This window comes from Amycolatopsis sp. lyj-108 (assembly GCF_046549005.1).
In the GTDB taxonomy this organism is placed as follows: domain Bacteria; phylum Actinomycetota; class Actinomycetes; order Mycobacteriales; family Pseudonocardiaceae; genus Amycolatopsis.
Genome location: NZ_JAJPWQ010000004.1, coordinates 307,554 through 331,280, shown reverse-complemented (window position 1 = coordinate 331,280; position 23,727 = coordinate 307,554). Strand labels below are relative to the sequence as shown.

Annotated in this window: 22 protein-coding genes; 15 read left to right on the top strand and 7 right to left on the bottom strand. The window is 70.0% G+C overall.

Annotated features, from left to right (window positions below):
* Position 1: 1 nt before the first annotated feature.
* Positions 2 to 877, top strand: coding sequence for a diacylglycerol/lipid kinase family protein (locus ACLJO0_RS17575; protein ID WP_410579573.1), 876 nt, complete (start codon positions 2 to 4; stop codon positions 875 to 877).
* Here ACLJO0_RS17575 and ACLJO0_RS17570 read toward each other — a convergent pair.
* Positions 861 to 1,448, bottom strand: coding sequence for a hypothetical protein (locus ACLJO0_RS17570; RefSeq protein ID WP_410579572.1), 588 nt, complete (start codon positions 1,446 to 1,448; stop codon positions 861 to 863). The genes ACLJO0_RS17575 and ACLJO0_RS17570 overlap by 17 nt on opposite strands.
* Positions 1,449 to 1,560: 112 nt before the next feature.
* On the opposite strand from ACLJO0_RS17570, the gene ACLJO0_RS17565 reads away from it, so the two are divergent.
* The 5 genes from ACLJO0_RS17565 (at position 1,561) to ACLJO0_RS17545 (ending at position 8,554) form a co-directional block, all read left to right on the top strand.
* On the top strand, positions 1,561 to 4,338 hold the full coding sequence (locus ACLJO0_RS17565; RefSeq protein WP_410579571.1) for a DEAD/DEAH box helicase: 2,778 nt from the start codon (positions 1,561 to 1,563) through the stop codon (positions 4,336 to 4,338).
* A 494-nt stretch (positions 4,339 to 4,832) separates the two neighbouring features.
* Positions 4,833 to 5,615, top strand: coding sequence for a DUF4333 domain-containing protein (locus ACLJO0_RS17560; protein WP_410579570.1), 783 nt, complete (start codon positions 4,833 to 4,835; stop codon positions 5,613 to 5,615).
* Between the two features lie 41 nt (positions 5,616 to 5,656).
* Entirely contained in the window at positions 5,657 to 6,856 is a 1,200-nt protein-coding gene (locus ACLJO0_RS17555; protein ID WP_410579569.1) for a GNAT family N-acetyltransferase, read from the top strand.
* A 34-nt stretch (positions 6,857 to 6,890) separates the two neighbouring features.
* On the top strand, positions 6,891 to 7,289 hold the full coding sequence (locus ACLJO0_RS17550) for a DUF4333 domain-containing protein (RefSeq protein ID WP_125794088.1): 399 nt from the start codon (positions 6,891 to 6,893) through the stop codon (positions 7,287 to 7,289).
* Between the two features lie 44 nt (positions 7,290 to 7,333).
* Positions 7,334 to 8,554, top strand: coding sequence for a GNAT family N-acetyltransferase (locus ACLJO0_RS17545; protein ID WP_410579568.1), 1,221 nt, complete (start codon positions 7,334 to 7,336; stop codon positions 8,552 to 8,554).
* 94 nt (positions 8,555 to 8,648) lie between these two features.
* On the opposite strand, the gene ACLJO0_RS17540 is transcribed toward ACLJO0_RS17545, so the two are convergent.
* The 3 genes from ACLJO0_RS17540 to ACLJO0_RS17530 form a co-directional block, all read right to left on the bottom strand.
* Positions 8,649 to 9,635, bottom strand: coding sequence for a pirin family protein (locus tag ACLJO0_RS17540; RefSeq protein ID WP_410579567.1), 987 nt, complete (start codon positions 9,633 to 9,635; stop codon positions 8,649 to 8,651).
* A complete protein-coding gene (locus ACLJO0_RS17535; protein WP_125787724.1) occupies positions 9,632 to 10,576 on the bottom strand; it encodes a 5'-3' exonuclease in 945 nt (314 codons plus the stop codon). The genes ACLJO0_RS17540 and ACLJO0_RS17535 overlap by 4 nt, the downstream gene beginning before the upstream one ends.
* A 76-nt stretch (positions 10,577 to 10,652) precedes the next feature.
* Positions 10,653 to 11,189 carry an NADPH-dependent FMN reductase gene (locus ACLJO0_RS17530; RefSeq protein ID WP_125787725.1) on the bottom strand — a complete coding sequence of 179 codons (537 nt, stop codon included), beginning with the start codon at positions 11,187 to 11,189 and terminating at the stop codon, positions 10,653 to 10,655.
* Between the two features lie 117 nt (positions 11,190 to 11,306).
* On the opposite strand from ACLJO0_RS17530, the gene ACLJO0_RS17525 reads away from it, so the two are divergent.
* The 6 genes from ACLJO0_RS17525 to ACLJO0_RS17500 are packed head-to-tail and all read left to right on the top strand — an operon-like array spanning position 11,307 to position 15,294.
* The gene (locus ACLJO0_RS17525) at positions 11,307 to 11,885 is read left to right on the top strand and encodes an ArsR/SmtB family transcription factor (protein WP_410579566.1); all 579 of its coding nucleotides are present in this window, start codon (positions 11,307 to 11,309) and stop codon (positions 11,883 to 11,885) included.
* Positions 11,882 to 13,132, top strand: a complete 1,251-nt coding sequence (locus ACLJO0_RS17520) for an MFS transporter (protein WP_410579565.1) — start codon at positions 11,882 to 11,884, stop codon at positions 13,130 to 13,132. Before ACLJO0_RS17525 ends, ACLJO0_RS17520 begins: the two co-directional genes overlap by 4 nt.
* A 10-nt stretch (positions 13,133 to 13,142) precedes the next feature.
* On the top strand, positions 13,143 to 14,285 hold the full coding sequence (locus ACLJO0_RS17515; protein WP_125794082.1) for a M24 family metallopeptidase: 1,143 nt from the start codon (positions 13,143 to 13,145) through the stop codon (positions 14,283 to 14,285).
* Positions 14,282 to 14,734: an Lrp/AsnC family transcriptional regulator gene (locus ACLJO0_RS17510; RefSeq protein WP_125787729.1), complete on the top strand. Its 453-nt coding sequence runs from the start codon at positions 14,282 to 14,284 to the stop codon at positions 14,732 to 14,734. Before ACLJO0_RS17515 ends, ACLJO0_RS17510 begins: the two co-directional genes overlap by 4 nt.
* A 46-nt stretch (positions 14,735 to 14,780) precedes the next feature.
* Positions 14,781 to 15,008, top strand: coding sequence for a hypothetical protein (locus ACLJO0_RS17505; protein ID WP_007035425.1), 228 nt, complete (start codon positions 14,781 to 14,783; stop codon positions 15,006 to 15,008).
* Positions 14,995 to 15,294: a hypothetical protein gene (locus ACLJO0_RS17500; RefSeq protein ID WP_005150941.1), complete on the top strand. Its 300-nt coding sequence runs from the start codon at positions 14,995 to 14,997 to the stop codon at positions 15,292 to 15,294. Before ACLJO0_RS17505 ends, ACLJO0_RS17500 begins: the two co-directional genes overlap by 14 nt.
* Positions 15,295 to 15,298: 4 nt before the next feature.
* Here ACLJO0_RS17500 and ACLJO0_RS17495 read toward each other — a convergent pair whose 3' ends face one another.
* Complete coding sequence (locus ACLJO0_RS17495; protein WP_410579564.1) at positions 15,299 to 16,372, bottom strand: GDSL-type esterase/lipase family protein; 1,074 nt, start codon at positions 16,370 to 16,372, stop codon at positions 15,299 to 15,301.
* Positions 16,373 to 16,444: 72 nt separating this feature from the next.
* Positions 16,445 to 18,046, bottom strand: a complete 1,602-nt coding sequence (locus ACLJO0_RS17490; protein WP_410579563.1) for an FAD-dependent oxidoreductase — start codon at positions 18,044 to 18,046, stop codon at positions 16,445 to 16,447.
* Positions 18,047 to 18,114: 68 nt separating this feature from the next.
* Here ACLJO0_RS17490 and ACLJO0_RS17485 point away from each other — a divergent pair, with 68 nt between their 5' ends.
* Entirely contained in the window at positions 18,115 to 18,717 is a 603-nt protein-coding gene (locus tag ACLJO0_RS17485; RefSeq protein ID WP_410579562.1) for a TetR/AcrR family transcriptional regulator, read from the top strand.
* A gap of 52 nt (positions 18,718 to 18,769) precedes the next feature.
* Here ACLJO0_RS17485 and ovoA read toward each other — a convergent pair whose 3' ends face one another.
* Positions 18,770 to 21,040 (bottom strand): 5-histidylcysteine sulfoxide synthase, encoded by a 2,271-nt coding sequence (gene ovoA, locus ACLJO0_RS17480; RefSeq protein WP_410579561.1) that lies wholly within the window; start codon positions 21,038 to 21,040, stop codon positions 18,770 to 18,772.
* A gap of 199 nt (positions 21,041 to 21,239) precedes the next feature.
* Between ovoA and ACLJO0_RS17475 the strand changes: the two genes are divergently transcribed.
* Both ACLJO0_RS17475 and ACLJO0_RS17470 read left to right on the top strand, forming a co-directional pair.
* The gene (locus tag ACLJO0_RS17475; RefSeq protein ID WP_410579560.1) at positions 21,240 to 22,517 is read left to right on the top strand and encodes an ATP-grasp domain-containing protein; all 1,278 of its coding nucleotides are present in this window, start codon (positions 21,240 to 21,242) and stop codon (positions 22,515 to 22,517) included.
* A complete protein-coding gene (locus ACLJO0_RS17470) occupies positions 22,514 to 23,725 on the top strand; it encodes an MDR family MFS transporter (protein WP_410579559.1) in 1,212 nt (403 codons plus the stop codon). The genes ACLJO0_RS17475 and ACLJO0_RS17470 overlap by 4 nt, the downstream gene beginning before the upstream one ends.
* The last annotated feature ends 2 nt before the right edge of the window (positions 23,726 to 23,727 follow it).

Below are 23,727 nucleotides of genomic sequence, written 5' to 3'. Positions count from 1 at the left end.
GATGCACGCGGCACTGGCCGTCCACCCCGCCTCCGGTAACGGGGCCGCGGGACGGCTGATGGAGTCGGTCGCGGCGCGGCTGCGGCCCGTCGTGGACCGGCTCGACGTCCTCGTCGCCGACACGGTCGAGGAATCCCGCGCGCTGATGACCGACTCGCGCGCGGCCGGGCTGGACGTCCTCGTCGTACTCGGCGGCGATGGCGCGGCGCATCAGGGCGTGCAGTTCTGCGCCGAATCCGGTGTCGCCCTCGGGCTCGTGCCCGCGGGCACCGGCAACGATTTCGCCAGGGCACTCGAGATCCCCGAACGGCCGCACGCCGCCGCCGACCTCGCCGCCAGGCGGATCGTGGACGGGAAACGACGGAGGATCGACCTCGGCCGGGCCGGTGGCGAATGGTTCGCCACGGTTCTTTGCTCCGGCTTCGACGCGCTGGTCACCGAACGCGCCAACCGGCTGACCTGGCCTCGCGGCCCGCGCCGCTACGACGTCGCGATCCTGGCCGAACTCGCCGCGTTCCGGCCCCGCCCGGTCGTGCTCCGCACCGACGTCGAGACGATCGAACTCGACGCCGCCATGATCGCCGTCGGCAACACCCCGTACTACGGCGGCGGCATGCCGATCTGCCCCGGCGCGGACCCCGAAGACGGCCTGTTCGACGTCACGGTCGTCGGGAACGCGACCAGGCGCGACCTGATCCGCATGCTGCCCGGTGTCCGCTCCGGGCAGCACTTGGCGCATCCGGCGGTGCGGACCCTCAAGGCCGGTCAGATCCACCTGGCGGGCAGCGATCTGCCCGTCTACGCGGACGGCGAGCCGCTCGGACGACCGCCGATCGACATCACCTGCGTCCCTGGCGCGCTCACCGTCCTCGGATGAGCCCCGCGTAGTCGCCAGCGCGCCACACCTGTCCGCGGAACGTCGCGGCCGACATCAGTTCGCCACGCGGGAAGAACACGCCGCCACAGCGATGGCAGAACCACGCCTGCCGCCAGTACGCGAGCGCGTCGGGGATCCCTCGCCGGATCCGCGCGTTGCGCCGCAGCCTGAGCACGAACAGCACGGCGAACAGCGCGACCAGTGCGAAGGCCCCGAACGGGAAGATCCAGGCGCCGATGGCCGCACCGACGCGGCCGCCCGCGGTCGGAGCGGGGTTGTCGGCGAGCACGTCGGTGGCGAACGCGACGAACACGAACGCGGGGATCAGCATCACCAGCGCGAGCGTCAGGAAGCATCCGCCGCCGCGGAGCACCGGGTACGGGTTGAGCGATGCCGCGGTCGCGGTCACCGACACGCCGGTGTGCGTAGTCGCGGTGTAGACCACGCCGTCGCCCGCCGGGATGGCCGTCATGCCGCCTTGCACCCGGTAGGTGGTCTGGCCGCTCTGGAACACCGCCGGCACGCTCTGCACCTGGTCGACCTGCGCGCATTGCGGGCAAGCGATCTCCATGGCGTCCCCTCTCGATCTCGGATCCGGCCCTTGGATGACACAGGCGCCGCGACCGTTCCCGAGATCGTCACACCGAGTGCGAACTGTCGGTGGGGTATGGAACCCTGACGAAGTGGTCAATAGCCCTCCTCAGACCCCGGCCGAGGCATACGCCGCCTCCCAGCGCCGCGGCCGGTACCCCCAGCTGACCCGCTTCGCGGCGGAATCGTCGTTCGAGTTCGACGACTTCCAGGTCCGCGGCTGCGAGGCGCTCGAAGACGGTCACGGCGTGCTCGTCTGCGCGCCCACCGGCGCCGGGAAGACCGTGGTCGGCGAGTTCGCGGTGCACCTCGCCCTCGCCGAGGGCCGCAAATGCTTCTACACGACCCCCATCAAGGCGTTGTCGAACCAGAAGTACGCCGACCTCGTCGCCCGGCACGGCGCCGACGCCGTCGGCCTGCTGACCGGTGACACCTCGATCAACGGCAACGCGCAGGTCGTGGTCATGACCACCGAGGTCCTGCGCAACATGCTCTACGCCGGGTCCTCGACCATCGGCGAACTCGCGTACGTGGTGATGGACGAGGTCCACTACCTCGCCGACCGGTTCCGCGGCGCGGTCTGGGAAGAGGTCATCCTCCATCTGCCCGAGCACGTCCGCGTCGTCGGCCTGTCGGCCACGGTGAGCAACGCCGAGGAGTTCGGCGAATGGCTCGTCGAGGTCCGCGGTGACACGTCCGTCGTCGTCGACGAGCACCGCCCCGTGCCGCTGTGGCAGCACATGCTGGTCGGCAACCGGCTGCTGGATCTGTTCGCCGGCCAGGAGGAGAACGCGCCGGGCGCCGAACTGCGGATCAACCCCAGCCTGCTTCGCCGCACCGAGGAGATCGGCGGGCGGTTCGCCCCGGCCGGGTTGCGCGGGCCGAGAGGCCGTCGAGGCGGGCCGTCGCGGATGCCGAGGTACCGGCCGCCGTCCCGCACCGACACGGTCGAGCGGCTGGACAACGCCGGCCTGCTGCCCGCCATCGTGTTCATCTTCTCCCGCGCCGGCTGCGATGCCGCTGTCGGCCAGTGCGTGCGGTCGGGCCTGCGGCTCAACGGTCCCGAAGAGGTCGAGAAGGTCCGCCGCATCGTCGCCGAACGCACCAAGGACCTGCCCGAAGGCGACCTCGGCGTCCTCGGCTTCTGGGAATGGCGTGAGGCGCTCGAGCGCGGTATCGCCGGGCACCACGCCGGGCTGCTCCCGGCGTTCAAGGAGACCGTCGAGGAGCTGTTCGTCCAGGGCCTCGTGAAGGTCGTCTTCGCCACCGAGACGCTGGCGCTCGGCATCAACATGCCCGCACGCACCGTGGTGCTGGAGCGGCTCGTGAAGTACAACGGCGAGGCGCACGTCGACCTGACGCCGGGGGAGTACACGCAGCTCACCGGGCGAGCCGGGCGGCGCGGCATCGACGTCGAAGGCCACGCCGTCGTCGCCTGGCAGCCGGGGATCGACCCGAAGCAGGTCGGCGGGCTTGCCTCGACCAGGACGTACCCGCTGCGGTCGTCCTTCCGGCCCGGCTACAACATGGCGGTGAACCTGGTCGCCCAGGTCGGCGCCGAGGCGGCCCGTGACCTGTTGGAACAGTCGTTCGCGCAGTTCCAGGCCGACCGGTCGGTGGTCGGGACGGCGCGGCGGATCGAGCGGAACAAGGAGGCCCTGCGGGGCTACACCTCCGCCATCACCGGCGATTTCGACGAGATGCTGGAGTACGTCGATCTACGCGCGAAGATCTCCGCCAGGGAGAAGGCACTCTCGCGGCAGAACACCTCCGCTCGCCGGGCAGGCACCGCCGAGTCGCTGGAGAAGCTCCGCAAGGGCGACGTCATCGCCGTGCCCGCGGGACGCCGCGCGGGGCTCGCGGTCGTCGTCGACCCGGGGCTCGACCCGATCCGCGAACCGCGGCCCGTCGTGGTCACCGAGGACCGCTGGTCCGGCCCGCTCTCGGTCTCCGACTTCCCGGCGCCGGTGGAGGCGCTGGGGAACATCAAGCTGCCGAAGCACATCGAGCTGCGTTCGCCCAAGACCCGTCGTGACATCGCCGCGAGTCTGCGCAGCGCGGGAATCTCCTTGCCCGGCAGGCAAAAACGCCGCGCCGGGGCCAATGAGGACGGTGAGCTGGCCGCGCTGCGGCGTGCGCTGCGCGCGCATCCTTGCCACGGCCTGGCCGAACGCGAGGCGAACCTGCGCTGGGTCGAGCGGTACCAGCGGCTCACCGCCGAGACCGAGCAACTGGAACGCAAGGTCGCCGCGACCACGCATTCGCTCGCGCGCGCCTTCGACCGCATCCTGCGGCTGCTCGGCGAACGCGGCTACCTCGGCCCCGAGTCGAAGGGCGACGGCGAGAACCGCGTCACCGAACACGGCAAGCGGCTCACCCGCCTCTACAGCGAGTCCGACCTGCTCGCCGCCGAATGCATCCGGCACGACGTGTGGAAGGGCCTCACCCCGCCCGAACTCGCGGCGGTCGTCTCGACGCTGGTCTTCGAGGCGCGCCGGGACACCGCGGGGGAGCCTCGCCTGCCCCTGGGCAAGGTGGTCGACGCCTGGCAGGCGACCACGCGCCTGTGGATGGAGCTCACCGAGGACGAGCGGCGCCACAAGCTGGACCGCACCCGCGAGCCCGACGCCGGTTTCGCCTGGCCCGTCTACCGGTGGGCCCGCGGCGAGTCGCTGGAGAAGGTCCTCACCGCCGCCGAAGCGAACGGGCAGGAGCTGTCCGCGGGTGACTTCGTGCGGTGGTCGCGGCAGGTCATCGACCTGCTGGACCAGATCCGCGACGTCCTCGGGAAGGCGGATCCGGTCGGGGCTGCCGCTTCGGACGCGGTGAAGGCTCTGCGGCGCGGAGTCGTGGCGGCCGGCGGCGCGTGACCTGGGTCGTGAATTCCCGGGTCGGTCCGATGGTGGGGTGAAGGGAGCCTTCGCCGCGTCTGATGCGGCGAAGGACGCCTTCGGCCCTGAGGACCGGTCCCGTGAGGCGACCGTGGCTCAGCACGGTGCGTGGATGGCGGTTTCGCGTGACGGGATGGACGACACGCGTGTTCAGACGGACGACTCGCGGCGGAACCAACCCGCCCGCGCGCGTGTCGTCCGTCGGATCACCGGTGTCGGCCATCCCGTCACGCGAACCCGCCGGTTCGGTACGGCTGGTCGTGAGTGGTATGGACGGTTAGGACCGTCCTCACCACTCACCGGACGTTGGGCCGACCGGCGGAGTGCCCGAGCCGCCGGTGTGAGCACGGTCGCGGCCAGTTGCCCCGACACCACCCGCGAACAGTGGGCAGGGGTGCCAACCTGTGGTTGGATCGCCCACGACGGTCAGTGATCCGGCCGGTCACGATGGCGGAACAGGCGGAGGCGAAACGATGAGCACGCCGTATGGCGGCAACGACCCGCAGCAGCAGCCCCAGTGGGGGCAGCAGCCGGGCTACGGGCAACAGCCGGGCGGCACTCAACCGCCGAGCGGCCCGCAGCAGCAACCGCAGTGGGGCCAGCAGCCGCAGCACGACCCGTCGCAGACCCAGCAGCAACAGCCCCAATGGGGTCAGCAGCCCGCGCCCTACGACCCGGCCCAGCAGCAGCCGGGGTATCCGCAGCAGCCCGGTCACGACCCTTCGCAGACGCAGCAACAGCAGCCTCAGTGGGGTCAGCAGCAATACGGCCAGCAGCAGCCGGGTTATCCGCAGAGCGGGCCCCAGCAGCAGCCGGGCTACCCCCAGAGCGGTCCGCAGCAGCAGCCGCAGTACGGGCAGCAGCCCGGCCAGTACGACTACGGCCAGAGCCAGTTCCAGGGCACCCAGGGCGAGGCGCAGGACAAGCCGAAGTCCAAGAAGGGCCTGTTCATCGGGATCGGCGCGCTCGTGGTGATCATCGCGGCGGTCGGCATCCTCGGGTTCGTCACTCCCGGCTGGTTCAACACCCAGGTCTTCAACAACACGCAGATGCAGACCGACGTGCAGAAGCTGCTCACCGAGACCTACGGGATCAAGGAGATCAGCGCGGTCACCTGCCCGGCAGGCCAGGAGGTCAAGGACGGGGTGAAGTTCACCTGCACCGCCACGATCGAGGGCAAGCCGCAGGAGGTGCCGATCACCGTGAAGGGTGACACCGGCAACTACGAGGTCTCGCCGCCCGCCGTCACCAAATAAACGACGGGCGCCGGGCACGGTCGTTCCTGCATGATCGGATCATGAGCGACTTTTCCGTGCGGCCGCTGCGGTCCGACGAGGACCGTGCGGCGACCGATCTGTTCCGGCGTGCCTTGCACGTCAAGGAGATGACCGACGAGGAGTGGTCGGCCGCCGACGGGTCCTTCCAGCCGGACCGCGGGTGGGGTGCGTTCGACCCGGAGCTGATCGGCACCGCCCGGTCCTTCGACTCGGAAGTGACGCTGCCCGGCGGCGGCACCACGCCGCTCGCCGCGGTCAGCCTCGTCGGCGTCCGCGCCGACCGCACCCGCCGTGGTGTGCTGACGGCGTTGATGCGCGCCCAGTTCGAGGATTTCGCCGCTCGCGGCATCCCCGCGGCGATGCTGCACGCTTCCGAAGGCGCGATCTACGGACGGTTCGGCTACGGCATCGCGGCCAGGGGCAAGTCGATCGAGATCGACCGGAACCGTGCCCGGTTCCGCCCCGAGGTACCGACGGGCGGACAGATCTCCTTGCTGGACCTGGAAAGCACGATCGAGCAATGGCCGTCGCTCTTCGACGCCCTTCCACGCACACGGCCCGGCATGATCGCGCGGAGCCCGAACCTGTGGCCGGGCTACGTCCGGGAGGTGCGCCGGGCGACCACGCCGATCGCGACCGCCGTGCACCAGGGCCCGGACGGGACCGACGGCTACGTCACCTACACCGTCGAGAGGGCCCACTTCGGGGCACCGGCGCAGCTGAAGATCCAGTCCTTCAACTACGCGAACCCCGACGCGTTCGCCGGGCTGTGGCGTCACCTGCTGTCCGTGGACCTGGTCGACCGCATCACCGCGGAGAAACGGCCGCTCGACGAACCGGTCGAGTTGCTGTTCACGGACCCGCGGCACACCCTCGTGCAGAAGGTCCAGGACGAGGGCTGGCTCCGGCTGGTGGACGTCGCCGCGATGCTCGACGCCCGCACGTATCGGGGCGAGCCGATCGTCATCGAAGTCATCGACCCGCTCCTGGAGCACAACTCCGGTCGTTACCGCCTTTCCGAGGACGGCGCGGTCCGCACCACCGACCCGGCGGATCTCGAACTACACGCCGACACCCTGTCGATGGTGTACCTCGGCGGCTGGCGCCCGTCGGATCTCGCGGCCGCCGGACGTGTCCGCGCCACCGGCGAGACCGCACTGGAGCGGGCGGACCTGCTGTTCGGCACGCGAGTGAATCCCTGGTGCGGTACCTTCTTCTGACGTTGGATGATCACACCGGTGGGGGTGGAGAAGCGTGAGCAGGCGAGCCGTCGCGACGGTCGGTCTGTGTGGTGCCGCTTTCGTCGTACTGGCGGCGTGTTCGGACACCCCGGCACCCGCGCCGGCGACGAAGACCGTCACGGTCCCGCCGACGACGAGCGCCTCTTCGAGCGCGTCCGGCACGTCGGGCGGGTCGTCCTCCACCGTTCCGGGAAGGGTCTTCGACCCGAGGACCATGCAGGCGGACGTGCGGAAGATCCTGACCGAGACCTATCAGGTGAGCGAGGTCGGCGACGTGCTGTGCCCGCCGAACCAGACGGTCAAGGACGGAAGCACGTTCACCTGCACCGTCCAGGTCGGCGGCGAGGGCAAGACCGTCACGATCACCGTCACCGGTGACGACGGCCGCTACGAAGTCGGCGCGCCCGCCTGAAAACCGGTTGGGTTCGCCGGGACCGGACGGCAGGATCTCCCGCTATGAGCGAATTCCCTGTGCGTGCCGTGGCCGAAGGTGAACAACGGGCCTGCCTCGACGTCCTGGCGGAGTCCCTGCACGGCAGGCCCGCCTCGGACGAGGTCTGGGCGAAGATGGCTCCGTCCTGGCCCGCCGCCGGGAAATTCGCCGCGTTCGACGACCACGGCACCCCGGTGGGGATCGCCAGCTCCTTCGATGTCGAGCTCACCGTCCCCGGTGGACAGAAGCTCGTCACGGCGGCCGTCGACGGGATCGGAGTCCGCGCGGACTGGACCCGCCGCGGGATCCTCACCTCGATGATGGCGGTTCAGCTGGAGGACTTCGCGGCACGCGGTGTCCCCCTGGCCGCGCTACACGCTTCGGAAGCCGTGATCTACGGCCGCTTCGGTTACGGCGCGGCCACTTTCGGCAAAGGCGTTTCCGTCGAACGTCCACGCGCCCGGCTCCGTGACGGCGTGGGGCGGGAAGGGGTGGTCAGGTTCGTCACCCCCGCCGAGGCCGTGGAGCGTGTTCCCGCGCTGTACAACGGCTTCGAGGGAACGCGGCCGGGGTTCGTCGCCCGGCCGGCGCACTGGTGGCCTGGCTTCTTCGACCGGGTGGTCACCGGGAACGACGGCTATCGCGTCGCGGTCCACAGTGGACCCGACGGGGACGACGGTTTCGTCGTCTACCAGACCATCGACGTGCGCGACCGGCAGGCGCCGGAACGCGGAGCGATCCTGGAGATCCGGGAACTCCATGCCGCCACGCCGCGGGCTTGGGCGGGACTGTGGCGGTTCCTTCTGTCGATCGACCTGGTTTCGGCCGTCACCGGACGCGGCCGCCCGATGGACGAGCCGATCGCCGGACTGCTCACCGACCCGCGTGCGGTGAACACCATCGAGGTCATCGACGACCTGTGGCTTCGGCTCGTCGACGTCTCCGCCGCGCTGCGGGCACGCACTTACGGTACCGCCGAACCCGTGGTGCTCGAAGTGCTCGACAAGCAGCTTCCGGACAACAGTGGCCGTTACGTGGTCGGCCCGGACGGCGCGGAGCGGACGACCGCCGACGCCGATCTGCGGCTGGACGTCGCCGCCTTGTCGTCGCTGTACCTCGGCCACGGTCTCTTCGGTGATCTGGCGTTGTCGGGCCGTGTCGAGGTGGTGGACGAGGCGGCGGTCGCCCGGGCCGACGCGCTGTTCCACACCGCGCGGCCGCCGTGGTGCGGGACGTTCTTCTAGCTCCCAAGTACATGAAGGCCCCCTTCCTGTACCTAGGCGCAAGGAAGGGGGCCTTCATGTACTTGGCGTCTCTAGCGGCCCCGAGGTCGCGTCGCTAGGCCGGATTGCGACGAGGTTTGATCCGCACCTGCGGCAGTGTGGGTGCGGGCAACCACGCCGTCGTGCCCTGGTAGCCCTCCACCCGGCCGAACCGGTCCGCCTGTGCCTGCCACGCCTCGCGGTACTCGGCGATCTCCTCGTGGCTGCGGCCCACGAAGTTCCACCACATGACGAGTTCCTCGGTGAACGGGGTCCCGCCGAGCAGGAGCACCCTGGCCGGTTCGGTGCCGGAGTTCGTCAACTCCAGCCGTCCGGCGCCGGGCGCGAGGTAGGCGAGTTCGCCGGTGCCCAGTGCGGCTCCGGCGACGGTGACGGAGCCGACGTCCTGCAGGACACCGTGTTCGAAGGCCGGGTCGACGTCGAGGGCCAGCGTCGCTCCGGGCTCCACGGTGAGCTCGGCGCCCAGCAGGGGAGTGAACGCCGGAACCGGCGATGTGGTCCCGGCGAGGCTGCCGAGAAAGACGCGTGCGGTGGCCCCGGGCAGCCGGAGCAACGGCGGCGCGTAGTGGCGGAAATCCCGCGCGGTGTCGCGATGTTCGTCCGGCAGCGCGATCCACAGCTGGACGCCGTGCAGCGTCGCGGTGTCCGATGTGGACACTGTGGACACTGTGGTGACCTCGGAGTGCGCGATACCGTGGCCGGCGGTCATCAGGTTGAGTTCACCCGGCCGGACCATGGCCCGTGTGCCGATGCTGTCGCGATGCTCGATCTCGCCGCTGAACAGCCAGCTCGCGGTCTGCAATCCGGTGTGCGGATGCGGCGCGACGTCCATCCCGCCGGAATCCGACACGTCCTGGGGGCCGTAGTGGTCGGCGAAACACCACGCGCCGATCAGCGATCGCTGCCGTTGCGGAAGTGTCCGGCGGACCCGGATCGCGCGCGGGCCGCCGAGCGGGACGTCGCGCGGGGTCAGCACGGTGACACCCTCGCCCGGCCGCTCCCGGCACAGCAGCTCGGCCGGGTCGGCCTCGGTGTTGCTCACGGCTTGGGGAGCGCGGCCAGCAGGCGCTCCACCGAACGGCCGAGATTCCAGCGCTCCGCCAGTTCCGCGACCTTGTCCGGGTCGGCGGGTTCGGACGGGACGGTGTCCGGGCGGGACTGTTCGACCGGCGCGTCGGCCGCGACCCGGACGACGGTCGGCGCGACCGCGAGGTAGTCGGCGGCGTCGCTCAGCCGCAACCGCGTCTTGAGCGGCACCCGCGAGTCGCCGGCGGTGGACGCCTCGATGAGTTCCTGCAGCGAACCGAACTGGGTGATCAGCTTCGCCGCCGTCTTCTCGCCGATCCCGGCGACACCCGGCAGCCCGTCCGACGGGTCTCCGCGCAGCGCGGCCATGTCGGCGTACCCGGGGCCGGCGTTCGCGGCCGGGATCCCGTACTTCTCGGCGAGTTCGTCGGGGCCGAGGATCTCGGCCTTGTTCCAGCCCTTGCCGACGTAGATGACCACGGTGGACGTCGGTTCGTGCCGGACCAGCTGGAACAGGTCGCGATCACCGGTGATGACCTCGACGGGGGAGTTCTGCTCGCGGATCGCGAGCGCGCCGATGACGTCGTCGGCCTCGTATCCGGCCGCTTCGGCCGTCGCGAGCCCGAAGGCCTCCAGCAGTTCCAGGATGATCGGCACCTGCGGAGTGAGCGTGTCCGGCACCTCTTCGACGTCGCTGCCCTCCGGGATCTCTTCGGCCACCCGGTGCGCCTTGTAGCTGGGCAGCAGATCGGTGCGGAACTTCGGCCGCCAGTCCGCGTCCAGGCAGGCCACCAGCCGTGCGGGGCGCCGGTCGACGAGGATTCGCGCGACGGTGTCGGTGAACCCGCGCACGGCGTTGACCGGCGTCCCGTCGGGGGCGGTCATCGACTCGGGCAGCGCGTAGAACGAGCGGAAGTAGAGGCTCGCGGAATCGAGGAGAGCGAGTGGTCCGGTCACGCGGACAGCCTGCCATGTCCCGGCCCGGATGTCCGTGAAGGACCCGACCCCCAGCCGAGTCCTCCACGGATACCGGTCAAGCCGCGTACGGCCGCACCTGGCGTGCGTCGCGCAGGGCGTTGGCCCACCAGTTCAGCTGATTCAGCAGTGTGGTGGCCGCGATGGAGGCGCCTTCGAAGTCGTCGTGCTCACCGTCCGGGCCGAAGTGGTTCCAGGCGTAAGGGAAGCTGACGGTCTCGCGGATCGTCGCGGCGTGGAGTTCGGCGAAGACCGGGCGCAGGTGCTCCACCGCGCGCAGGCCGCCGGAGATGCCGCCGTAGGAAACGAAGGCGACGGGCTTTCCGTGCCATTCGGGGCCGGTGGCGTCGAGCGCGGTCTTGAGCGGGCCGGGGTAGCTGTGGTTGTACTCGGGAACGATCACGACGACGGCGTCCGCGGCGGCGACGCCGGGGGAGAGATCGCCGGGGGCTTCGGCCAGATCGATGACGGACAGGGTGACGTCGTCGCGCTGTTTGGCGCGGTCGAGGAACCAGTTCGCGACGACGGGAGCGAAGCGGCCCTCGCGGACGCTGCTGATCACGACGGCTAGTTGGTAAGGCGAGTTCGTAGTCATGCCAAGACCGTAAAACCTGCACTTAACTTGAAGTCAAACTCCAGAATCCCGCTCTTGGGCCGACTAAACGCAGAGAACTCTTTGCAAAGAAGTCTCTGCGGTTGTAGCGTGGAAGGCATGGGGAAGAGCGAGAGGTATCTCGCGCGGGTCGACGGCCGTGTTCTGCGGGCGCTGTCGCACCCACTGCGCGTCAAGATCCTGGAGTTGCTGCGAGAGGACGGTCCGGCGACGGCGTCCGGGCTGGCGAAGCGGGTGGGGGAGAGCTCCGGGACCACGAGCTGGCATCTGCGTCAGCTGGCCGAATCCGGGCTGATCGCGGAGGACACCGAACGCGGCAGCAGACGCGACAGGTGGTGGAAGGCGCTGCACGAGGGGGACCGGATGCGCGCCCGGGACTTCATCGACGATCCCGATCTCGCCGGCCCTTTCAATGCCTACGCCCACACGATGGTCGAGCGGCGCTACGCCGCCGAAGCGCAGTTCGTCGCCGAAGTGCGGGACTGGGCCGACGAGTGGATCGACAAGATCACCTTCGACGACTCGCAGCTCTCGCTGACGCCGGACGAGGCCGCCGCGCTGAGCGACGAGATCCTCGAAGTGGTCAACCGCTACCGCCGTCCGGAGAAGGACGGCGACACCCAGGTCCGCGTGCAGTGGGCGGCCTTCCCGAGGAAATCGCGGCCGGAGACGCCATGAGCCGGATGCCACTGGGGGCCTTGATCGTGGCTTCGGGGATCTCCTCGGCCGGGGTGATGATGACGTTGCTCGCGATTCCCTGGTTCGTGCTGCAGAGCACGGGCAGCGGCACCAAGACCGGCCTCGTCACCGCGGCCGAAGTACTCGGCCTGATGGTCGCCGCGTTGCTGGGCGGGCCGATCGTGGACCGGGTCGGCACGCGCCGCGCCAGCGTCGGCGCGGATCTGCTGACCACCGTCACGGTGCTCCTGATCCCGCTCGCGATGGGCACGACCGGGCTCAGCCTGCCCGGATTGATCGTGCTGTCGTTCGTGATGGGTGTTTCCCGAGGGCCCGCCGACACGGCGAAGCAGGTGCTGCTCCCCGGCGTGGCCGAACTCGGCGATGTCCGCGTGAGCAGGGCGGCGAGCGCCGTCGAAGCGGCGATGAGAACCGGCCGGATGGTGGGCGGCCCCGCCGCCGGTGCGCTGATCGCGCTGATCGGGCCGATGCCCGTGCTGTTCGTCGACGCGGGCGCGCTCCTGCTGTCCTCGGCGCTGGTGTTCGCGCTGATCCCGGTCGCGGCCGGTCCGCCGAGACCGCCGTCGGGCGGTTACCTCAAGCAACTGCGCGAAGGCCTCGGGTACGTCAAACGCGACGCGGTATTGCGCGCGGTGGTCGGCATGCTGATGCTCACCAACAGCCTCGACTTCGGGCTGCTCGGTGTCCTTTATCCGGCCTACGGCGACCAGGTCCTGCACAGCACGGCGCTCATCGGCGCCATGATCACCGCGGTCGCGGCGGGTGCGCTGCTCGGTTCGGCGATCTACGGCTGGATCGGCCACCGGTTCTCGCGGCGGACGGCGATCCTCGCCGCCGTCGGAATCGAAGGCGCGCCGAGGTTCGCCTTGCTCGCGCTGGAGCCGACGCCGGTCGTGCTGCTCGCGGGCTTGGCGGTCGCCGGGATCGGGGCGGGCGCGCTCAACCCGATCGTGCTCCCGGTGGTCTACGAACGGGTTCCGGAGGCCGTGCGGGGTCGTGTGCTCAGCCTTCTCGTGGGCGGGGTGCTCGCCGCGATGCCGCTCGGCTCGATGGCGGCAGGGCTGTTGCTCGACGGGATCGGGCTCGTCGGCGCGCTCTCCGTGTTCGGTGGCCTGTACCTGATCGCCGGTACCTTCCCGGCGATCTTCCGGGTTTGGCGCGGGCTCGACGATCCCGCCCCGATCGGGGATGACCGGCCGGTGAACCAAGGGGCGCGGACCGACTAGGCTCGGCGTCATGTCGCGCCGTTCCCTGCACAACCCAGCCCCCGACGCCGCCAGTCTCCGCGCCCGCCTCGACCGGGCCCGCGCCGCCGCGGCCGCCGCGGACACCGACGCCCTGCTGATCGCACCCGGCTCGGACCTGCGCTACCTCATCGGCCAGGCCGGGGGCTCCTTCGAACGGCTGACCACGCTGGTGATCCCGGCCGACGGCGTCCCGGCCCTGGTGCTGCCGAAGCTTGAGGCGCCCGGTTACGCCGACGTCCCCGCCGACGAACTCGGCATCGAGATCGTCACCTGGGTCGACGGTGACAACGCCTACGAGCTGGTCGCCGACAGGCTTGGCAAGCCAGGCCGCGTGGCGGTCAGCGACTTCACCCCGGCGCTGCACGTGCTCGCCTTCCGCGGCGCGCTCGGCGACGCCGAGCAGACGCTGGCCGGGCCGATCGTGCGCGAACTGCGGATGCGCAAGGACGCCGCCGAGATCCAGGCGCTGCGCGACGCGGGCGCGGCGATCGACCGCGTGCACGCCCGCGTGCACGAATGGTTGCGTCCCGGCCGCACCGAGGCCGAGGTCGGCGCCGACATCACCGCCGCGATCGTCGAAGAGGGCCACACGCACGCCGACTTCGTGATCGTCGGCTCGGGCCCCAACGGCGCCAGCCCGCACCACGACGTCTCCGAGCGGGTGATCGAGCGCGGCGACGTCGTCGTGGTCGACATCGGCGGCCCGATCGCCGAGGGCTACAACTCCGACTCCACCCGCACGTACGCGGTCGGTGAGCCGCGCGACGCCGACGTCGCCGAGACGTACGCCGTCCTGCAGCGGGCCCAGCAGGCCGCCGTCGACGCCGTCCGCCCCGGCGTCACCGCCGAGTCGATCGACGCCGCCGCGCGCGACATCATCGCCGAGGCCGGTTACGGCGAGTTCTTCATCCACCGCACCGGCCACGGCATCGGCCTCGACGTGCACGAGGAGCCCTACATCATCAAGGGCAACGCGCTGCCGCTCGAGCCCGGCATGGCCTTCAGCGTCGAGCCCGGCATCTACCAGCCCGGCCGCTGGGGTGCCCGCATCGAGGACATCGTCGTGGTCACCGAAGACGGCGTCGAGCCGGTCAACCAGCGTCCGCACGACTTGATCGTGCTCGACGCATGACCGGTGGTCTGGAGCCGCTGGATCAGGCCATCGTCCAGGAGCTGGCCGCGGACGGACGGCGCAGTTTCACCGATCTGGCCGAGCGGGTCGGCCTGTCGGTGTCGGCGGTGCACCAGCGGGTGCGGCGCCTGGAGCAGCGCGGGGTCATCCTCGGGTACACCGCGCGGCTCGACGGCGAGCAGATCGGCCTCCCGCTCACGGCGCTGATCTCGCTGACCCCGAACGATCCGGCCGCCCCGGACGACTATCCGCAGCGTCTGGAGCACATCAAGGAGATCGAGTCCTGCTACTCGGTCGCCGGGGACGAGTCGTACATCCTCCTGGTCCGGGTGGCGTCGCCGCTCGGCCTGGAGGACCTGCTCCGCCGGATCCGCGAGTCCGCCAAGGTCTCGACGCGGACCACGGTGGTGCTGTCGACGCCGTTCGAGGGCCGCTCTCCCACCCTGTGAAACCGGAAAACGGGTGGGCTTGCGCGGCGCTGGTACGATAAAAGGTATGGCAACACGTAAGGTCACACTCTCACTCGACAGTGGTGCGCTCGAGTTCGCCGAGCGGGCCGCCAAAGCACACGGGATCTCGGTCTCGTCGTGGTTGTCCAAGGCGGCCCGCAGGGAAGCCGTCCGCACCGGATACACCCCGCAGCGCGCCCCGGTCGAACCGTCCGCCGAATCGGACGAGGCCGAGCTGACAGCCGCGGAGAAGGATCTGCGTGCACAGGGGTGAAGTCTGGACGTACCACCCCCCGACCGAACCGGCACGGCAGCGCACCGTCGTACTGCTGTCCTCGGACGGGGTGAACGAATCCGAGCGGCCGTGGCTGCTCGGCACCGAACTGCTGGACCGTGACCCGCAGGACATCCTCGGCGTCGCCGTCGACGCGCGTTATTGGGTCTCCACGCTGAACCTCACGCGCCTGTACCGGCCGTGGTTCGACGAGAAGATCGCGGAGATCGACCAAGAGGTCCAGGAGCGCATCGACATCGCGTTGCGCGCCGCCCTGGACCTCTAGCCGGCTAACGGGCGATCACCTCGGGCGCGGCGTGCAGCTTGCCGTCGGGGCCCGAGAGACACGACGCGTTGCCGTCGCGGGCGGCGAGGAACTCGTTGAGGCAGTTCGCGATCTGCACGTGCCCGTTCGCGTTGGGATGGAACGACTCCTGCAACGCGTGGCTCGCACGGTCCACCTGGCCGAGGTCGCGCAGCTGCAGGGTCAGCCTGCTGAACCACTCGTTCGCCGGGTCGCTGCTGCACGCCTCATGGCCGGCGCCCGCCCGCGAGAGGTCGAGGAACCGCGCGCTGGTCGCCCTCGACGCCCGCTTCAGCCCATCCGCCAGAATGGGGACGCCGTCGCGGCGCATCCACTCCAGGTCCTCCGTGCGGAACGGGCAGCCGTTGAGGCTGCGCAGTGCCTCCGGGATCTGGGGGCCGACGGGCGAGGCGTACGACATCAGCACGAGCTGGTAGTCCGCCGGGACGTAACCGGCCTGCGCCAGCACCTTCTTGACGTCGGCGACGGCATTGGTCACCTTCGGCACCATGGCGTCCACTTTGGACTTCCAGGTGGTGCGAAGCGCCGCGCTGCACGGCGGATTCTGCGGGGAGAACCAGGCCTTGAAGCATTCGTTGACCTGAGCGGAGAACTTCGGCTCGTCGTTCGCGCCGATCGCGATCACCACCGCGGCGACCCGGTGGTCCTTGATCAGGTTCGCCAGCTGCTGCGCCTGTGACGGCTCGGTCCACTGCTTCGCCTCGCCGAGGGCGATCTGCTCCGAGGGCGCCCCCGAACACGCGAGGTTCACCCGCGCGGTGACGTCGGGGATCTTGATCTGCTCGACGAAGGCGTTGGGGGAGCGGTGGCACCAGTTGCCGCCCTGCCCGTTGGTCGTGGGCGTGTAGTCGCCCGCGCCCTCACCGGAAACGGTGCTGTCGCCGATGGAGACGACCGTCAGCGGCCCCGTTCCCGGTGGGCCTTGGCGCGGGGACGGCTGCCCTGGGCGGCTTTCCGACCCGGTAAAGGCAATGAACCCGACGAGAACCACCACGAACGTGAGCGCGAGAGCACCCCACCACCACCGGAAACGTCGCATCGTCACCGGATTCTACGGACACATGGCCCGACAGGGTGATCATGGCGGTGTGGGCCCGGTCTCGTGGGGCCCTCACCGCTCGCGAGACCCCACCCATCGCTGGATCGCGGCGTCGAGCAGCTTCGGTGCGGAATCGGCGAAGTCCCCGGACGCGTCGGCCCAAACGATGACCCCGTCCGGGCGCACGAGCAGACTCGGCAGCGAGGCGTCGGACGCCGGATCCGCCGCGTACGCGACGCTTTCCGGAAACCCGGACACGGCCTCGGCATACCGGCCGTCGGCCGAGCGGTCGACGAGCACGAAGCGGCCGCCGTGGGCGTGGTCGGCCAGCCGGCCCCCGGACTTCAGTTCGACGTCTCCGACGATCGCGCCGACCGGGGCGGTGTCGGCGGTGTCGTTCTCGGTGACGTCGTACCGCTGCATGATCCCGGAGGAGAGCGCGATCATCCGGTTGGTCGCGCCGGGGACGCCGAACAGTTCGTCGCCGACGACCTTCCGCAGTTGCTCGGTCCGTTCGTCGCCGCGCAGGAGGGCCACCTGGGCTCGCGTCCAGTCGAGGACCCACGCGCCGATCGGATGCCGTTCGGTCTGATACGTGTCGAGCAGTCCGGCGGGCGCTGTACCGGTGACGGTCGCGGCGAGTTTCCAGCCGAGGTTCACCGCGTCGCCGAGGCCGAGGTTGAGCCCCTGCGCGCTGAACGGTGAGTGCACGTGCGCCGCGTCTCCGGCGAGGAACACCCTGCCGTGACGGTAGGTCCGCGCCTGGCGCGCGTTGTCCGACCATCGGGTCGCCCGTCCCCGCAGTCCGGTGATCGTGACCGGGACGCCGGTGACGTCGCGCACCGAGTCCTGCAGCTCTTCGAGGGTGACGGGCGCGTTCTTGTCTTCGGGCTGGGGCGCGAACCTGGCGACGAGAACGCGACCCGGCACCGGTCCGTAGGTGTAGATGCCGCGGGGCGTCCAGTTCCAGCCTCGGCGCAGTTCGCTCGCGTCGTCGAAATCCGCGATGGCCTGATAGCCCACCAGTTCCGGGCCGGTGCCCACGAAATCGACGCCGAGCCGTTTGCGGACGACGCTTCGCCCGCCGTCGGCCGCGACGACCCATCCGGCGGTGAAGTCACCCGCGCTGGTCTCGACGATCACGTCGGCGTCGTCGCCGAGGTCCGAACCGGTGCCGCGCAGGTCCCGGACCTCGACGCCGCGGCGGATCTCGACGCCCAGCCGCGCGCAGTGTTCGCCGAGCAGCAGTTCGAGGTCGTGCTGCGGCACCATGATCCCGTTCGCCACCGCCGTATGCGCGGCCAGGACCGGATCGCTCTGGTCGACCAGGTCGTGCCGGAACATGAGCCCCGCGAAATGCCCGAGGACCGGGAATCGGCGGGAGTTCCTGCCCGCCGCGTCCGTCAACTCGCGCACCGTCCGGTTGGAGCGGCCGGCGGTGAAGGCGGTGGCCTCCGCCAGACGACGGCGCTGCACTTCCTCCGCGGCGGGTAGAAGACCTCGCCGGTCGAGGATCTCGGCGCTGGCGACGTTGATCGAACCGGATTTGATCGTCGGATCCGGTTCATCGAGCCGCTCCAGGACGGTCACCCGTACTCCTCGCAAGGCCAGCTCGCTCGCGAGGAACAGGCCGGTGGGCCCTGCTCCGACGACGATCACATCGGTGCGCTCCATGTATCGACTCCAAGGTTTACTCGATAAGCTTACCGAGTAAGCATAGTGAGTAAAGGTAAGGTTGTCACATGGCGAAGCGAGGAGATCGTGGCGGCTCGAAGACGCGGGCGCATATCGCCGCGGTCGCGACGGAACTGTTCGTGGCGCGGGGCTTCGACGACGTCACCGTCGCCGAGATCGCCGCCGCGGCCGGTGTCTCGAAGGTGACGGTGTTCTCGCACTTCGAACGCAAGGAGGACCTCGCGCTCGATCGGCTGCCCGACGCCGTCGGCATCGCCCGGGCCGCGATCCGCGAGCGGCCGGACGACGTCGGTGTCGTCGAAGCGTTCCGCCGCACGACACTCGCACTCGCGGAGGAGCGGCATCCGCTGTCGGGGCTGAGCCAGGCCGGCGAACCGCTCGCGCGCACCGTCGCCGGATCGCGCGCGCTCATTTCCCGGCTGCGCGAATTCGAGCACGAGATCGAGGCGGAGCTCGCCGACGAACTCGAAAGCGATACCCGCTTCACGGGCGACAGTGAACTGGTCGCCGCACTCATCGTCGCCGCCTATCGCACCGTCGCCGTGGCGACGACCCGGCGCCGCCTCGCCGGGGATGACCTCGACGCCGTCGCCACCGCTCATTGCGAGCGGTTGAACACCGCTTTCAACGCCCTGGCCGCGGTTTTGTGAAGCCCGCGGCGGGCCGCGTCGGTGAGGCACCCGATGCGGCCCGCCGTCAGGATCAGCGCTTGCGCCAGATGGAGACCTCCAGGTCGGTGATCTCGTACCGGCGGCCGTCGGCCCGGGTCAGGCTCGGCTCCGTGCTTTCCGACAGCAGCTCGAACGCCTCGCCGAGGACGTTCGCGAGCTCGGCGGCCGACGCCCGCGGGAGTGCCACGAGCAGCAGCCCTCCGGCGCGCAGGAAGTTCTCCGAGCCGACGAGCGGGCGCAGGTAGCCCGCCGCGCCACCGAGCCGGTCGAAGGCGTCCGCCACGACCACGCCGTCGAACGTGCCCAGCGCGGCCGGCGGACGGCCGGACTCGGCGAGCGTGAACGAGACGCTGCCGTCCGGGGTGATCGACGGCCGCCGCGCGTGGAGTTCCCCGCGCCCCGGCACTCGGTAGCCGACATCCCAGCCCTCGGCCAGCCGGTCCGCCGCAGCGACGAACATGGGCCGGTCGTCCAGGCCGACGACCTCGATCGGCCGCTCGGCCAATGAGAACGCCAACCCGCCCGCCGCGGTGGCGAGATCCGCGACGCGGCGCAACTCGACCCCGGCTTCGGCGGCGGCCTGGGTGAACCTCCTGGCCAGCCGATCCGGATAGCCCGCGGTCGTGGCCAGTGGATGCCCGGCCCGGCCGAAGGCCTGTTCGGCGGTGCCGTACTGGCCGAGCAACGCCCGGTCGAGTTCCGCCCGCGCGTCACCGTCCAGAGTGGACTCCGGCGCCACGACCAGCCGGATCCCCGCCTGCTGCAGGAAATGCGGCCGGTAGAAGTGCCGCGCCCAGATGCTGCCCAGCTCGCCGGTACTGATGTACGCGCCACCGACGATCAGCTGATGCTGCCCACCGAAACTGGGTACCGAGAAGTCCTCGTAGTACGGGTGCGGGGTGAAGCCCTCGAGCGGGTTGAAGGTGTCTTCGCTCCAGGTCCACAGGTTGCCGGCGGCGTCGTGCAGGCCCTGCGACGTCGTCGGCGAGTGGTCGACGGGGCCCTCCGAACCCCAGGCCAGACCAAGGTTGATGCCGGCATCGCGCAGCTGTCCGCCGTCGAGCCGCATGACCACGTCGTCCTCGACGCCAGGACGCTCCGGCAGGTCGCGCAGCAGGAAGTATTCCGCTTCGGTCGGCAGCCGGTATTCACGTCCGTCCTTTTCGGACCGCCAGGCGGCGAAGGCCTTGGCCTCGTGGTAATTCACCACCACCGGCCAGTCCCACGGCATGTCGATCTCGTCGAACAGCGTGCGCAGCCGGAACGCGTGCAGCCCGGTCGGGCCGGTCGGCACCCAGAACCGCGGCCACTTGGTGTTGCGGAAGCGGCGCCACGCCTCGCCCTCGGCCGACCACAACTCCGGCCGACGATAACCGCCGTCGGCGACGAACCCGTGGAACTCGCCGTTGCTCACCAGGCAGCGGGCCGCTTCGAAGTCCGGCAGCTCCTGACGGCGTGAGCCGTACGCGCTGTCCCAGCCGTAGGACGGGAAGGACAGCGGCTTGCCCAGCTGAGCCGTGCGCCCGGGCACGGTGACGGTGCCGTTGGCGGGCACGGAACCGGGTTCGGGCTTGCCGGACTCGGTGGTGCGGCGCAGCGGTGACGGCGACGGCCAAGCGGCGGGTCGTTCCACGAGGCTGGAACGCATTTCGCGGACCAGGACCGAACTGGTCTCCAGATGGATGCGATCGTGCTCGATGGACAGCAACAGCGCCCAGGCCTGGTCGTCCATCGTCACCGGCCGCCCGAGGTCGGGGGCGAACGGGGTGGTCTCGATGATGCCGACGACCGTCCGGTACACCTCGGCCCGGTAGTCCTTCACCTCCGAAACCGACGGCCACACCATGTCGTTCTTCGACATGTCGTCCCACGAGTTCTCGTCGACACCCATTTCCAGGACGTGTTCGAGATAGGCGTCGATCGGCGCGTCCAGCAGTCCGGCGACCCGCAACTTGTTGACGTACAGCGCGGTCGTGTGGCCGTAGTAGAAGATCATCGGATGCCGCAGGTTGTGGTCCGGCGGGCGGTAGAACGCCTCCGCGCCTTTCAACCCGGCGAACATCACCTCGTGCAAGGTCCAGGCGTTGTCGAAGTAGTCCAGCACCTCTTCGCGGCTGCATACGGACAGCTCGGGCAACGGCAGCGCGCTGATCTCGCCGGATTCGGCGACACCCGGGCACCGGCCGGGCTCCGGGCGGATCCCGGTGTACCACCACTGTGGATCACGGGCCCCGTTCAACCGTTCGTCGGCGTGCTTTACCGCATTTCTCTCCCAAGGTTCCATGGTGACCGTCGGCGTCATCTGACCTCACTTCGGATCGGGCACTGGGGGCGGGTGCCGAAACCGTCGCATCTCCGAAAAGGTCATTTCCTCTCCTTTCGTGCTTTGAATCGCTTTCCGGAAGAAGTCCGGCGTGGGATCGCAATCGGGGAGATGCCCGTTGATCACGGCGGATGAGAACGTCGGTGTTCCGAATCCCACCGGTTGAGGGGTGAAAGGCTTGTCGACGAAGCCCTGTGTCGTGCTCGTGGACACCTACGAAACGGCCGATCACGGGTTGCCGCAGACCGCCCGGCACATCGCGCCGACGTTCCTGGCGCTGGGCGCCGAATGTGTGCGCGTGCAGAGCGCGCCCGACGCGCCCGGTCAGTACCGGAAGTCCTCACCGACCATGAGCAACTATCGCGAGAACATCGTCCACGACGGCGATCTCGCGAAGACGCTGGACGCGCTGGCCGTGCACGAGCCGGTCGCGGTCGTGGCCGGTGGCGAATACGCGGTCGCCTTCACCGACGAACTCAGCGAGGCGCTGGGCGTTCCGTCGAACGGCACCGCGCTTTCCCTTGCCAGACGAGACAAGTCCGCCATGGGCGAGGCCGTCGCCGCGGCAGGACTGCCCGTCGCACGGCAGCTGCTGACCGCGGACGAGGCCGAACTCGCCGCATGGCACCGGGAGGTGGGCGGGCGGATCGTCGTCAAGCCGAACCGCAGTGCCGGCGGCGACGGAGTGTCCTTTTGCGACACTCCGGAGCGGTCGGCCGGGGCGCTGCGCACGATCACCGGCCGCCAGAACGTGTTCTCCGAGGACAACGACTTCGTCATCGCGCAGGAGTACCTCGCCGGCAGCGAGTACATGGTCAACACGGTGAGCATGGACGGCCTGCACCAGGTGTGCGACATCTGGAAGAGCTCGCGTTTCGCCATCAACGGGGTGTCCGACCTGCTCGGCGCCTGCCAGATCGTGCCGAGACGCGGGCCGGGCCACGACGAACTGGTGAATTACGCGTTCGCCGTACTCGACGCGCTGGGCATCCGGCACGGCGCCGCGCACGTCGAGATCAAGCGGACCCCACAGGGCCCACGGCTGATCGAGGTCGGTTCGCGGCTCTCGGGCGGCGACCTGCCGCATCTGGCGCGGCTCGCGATCGGCGAGTCCCAGCTGGACTGGATGGCCGACGCGGTGCTGCGGCCGGAGCGGTTCCGCGAGCGGTGGGGCGAGGACTACCGGATCCGGCGGCACTACGCCTGGTCCGCGCTGCTCTCACCGGTCGAAGGCACGCTCCGCCGGTACACCGCGCTCGACGAGATCGAGCGGCTGGAGAGCTTCCACGAGATGTTCGTGCTGACCCGGCCGGGGAAGCCGTTGCGCCGCACCATCGACGACACGACGTTCCCGGTGGTCGTCACGTTCATGCACGAGATCGAGGAGTACGTCCTGCGCGACCTCGGCACGCTGCGGTACCTCGACGGCGTCGGCTGCTACGAGCTCGAATCGTGACGGCGCCGGGGTTCTTCCGGACGCGGCTCGGCGGGCTGCCCAAGTCGTTCTGGGTGCTGTGGACGGGAACGCTCGTCAACCGGCTCGGCACGATGGTCCTGCCGTTCTTGGCGCTGTACCTGACCAGTGATCGCGGTCTTTCGGTGGCGACGGCGGGAACGGTGCTGGCGCTGCTCGGTATCGGCCAGGTGTTCTCGCAGCTCATCGGCGGCCTGCTGGCCGACCGTATCGGCAGGCGGGCGACGCTGACCGGCGGCATGCTCGCCACCGGCGCGATCATGCTGGTACTGGGTTACGTCGAGCGCCTCGAACTGATCGCGGTCGCCGCGTTCCTGCTCGGGCTGGCGCTCGACGTGTTCCGCCCGGCCACCCAGTCGATCGTGGCGGATCTGGTGCCCGGCGCCGACCGCACGCGGGCCTTCGGGCTGCTGCTGTGGGCGATCAACCTCGGCTTCTCGATCGCGATGGTGCTGGGCGGCACGATGGCCCGCGCCGGTTTCACGACGCTGTTCTGGGTGGACGCGGCGACGTGCGTGCTGTTCGGCCTGCTGGTCTGGCGGGCGGTTCCGGAGACGCGTGGCGGCGGCCGATCGCGGGAGCCGGGTGGCTTCTCCGTTGTTCTGCGCGACCGGGTCATGGCCGGGCTGATGCTCATTTCGCTGGTGGTCGCGTTCGTGTTCCTGCAGAGCCTGGCCACGTTGCCGCTGGCGATGCGAGAGGACGGGCTTTCGCCCGCGGGGTTCGGCTTGGTGATGGCGGTCAACGGCGTCGTCATCGTGGTCGTGCAACCACTGGTGGGTCACCGGCTGGGCCGTTGGGACCCTTCGCGGGTGCTCACGTTCGGGATCCTGTTGACGGGTTTGGGTTTCGGCGCCACGGCCTTCGCGTCGACGACGCTGGTGTACGCCGCGTGCGCCGTGGTGTGGACCCTCGGCGAGATCGTGATCCAGTCGGTGGGCGTCGCGATCGTGGCGGAGCTCGCCCCACCGCATCTGCGGGGCCGGTACAACGGCGCCTATGGCACGGCGGCGGGTCTCGCCGCGTTCGTCGCCCCGCTCGGCGGCACGCAGCTGCTGGTACTGGGCGCGCCCGTGTTGTGGACGGTTTGCTTCGGACTCTGCCTGGCGGCGGCCGTGGGACAGTGGCTGCTCGGCAACGCGATCCGTCACCGGATGGCCACCGCAGCTGTTCCCGTGGCGGTCGGCTGACC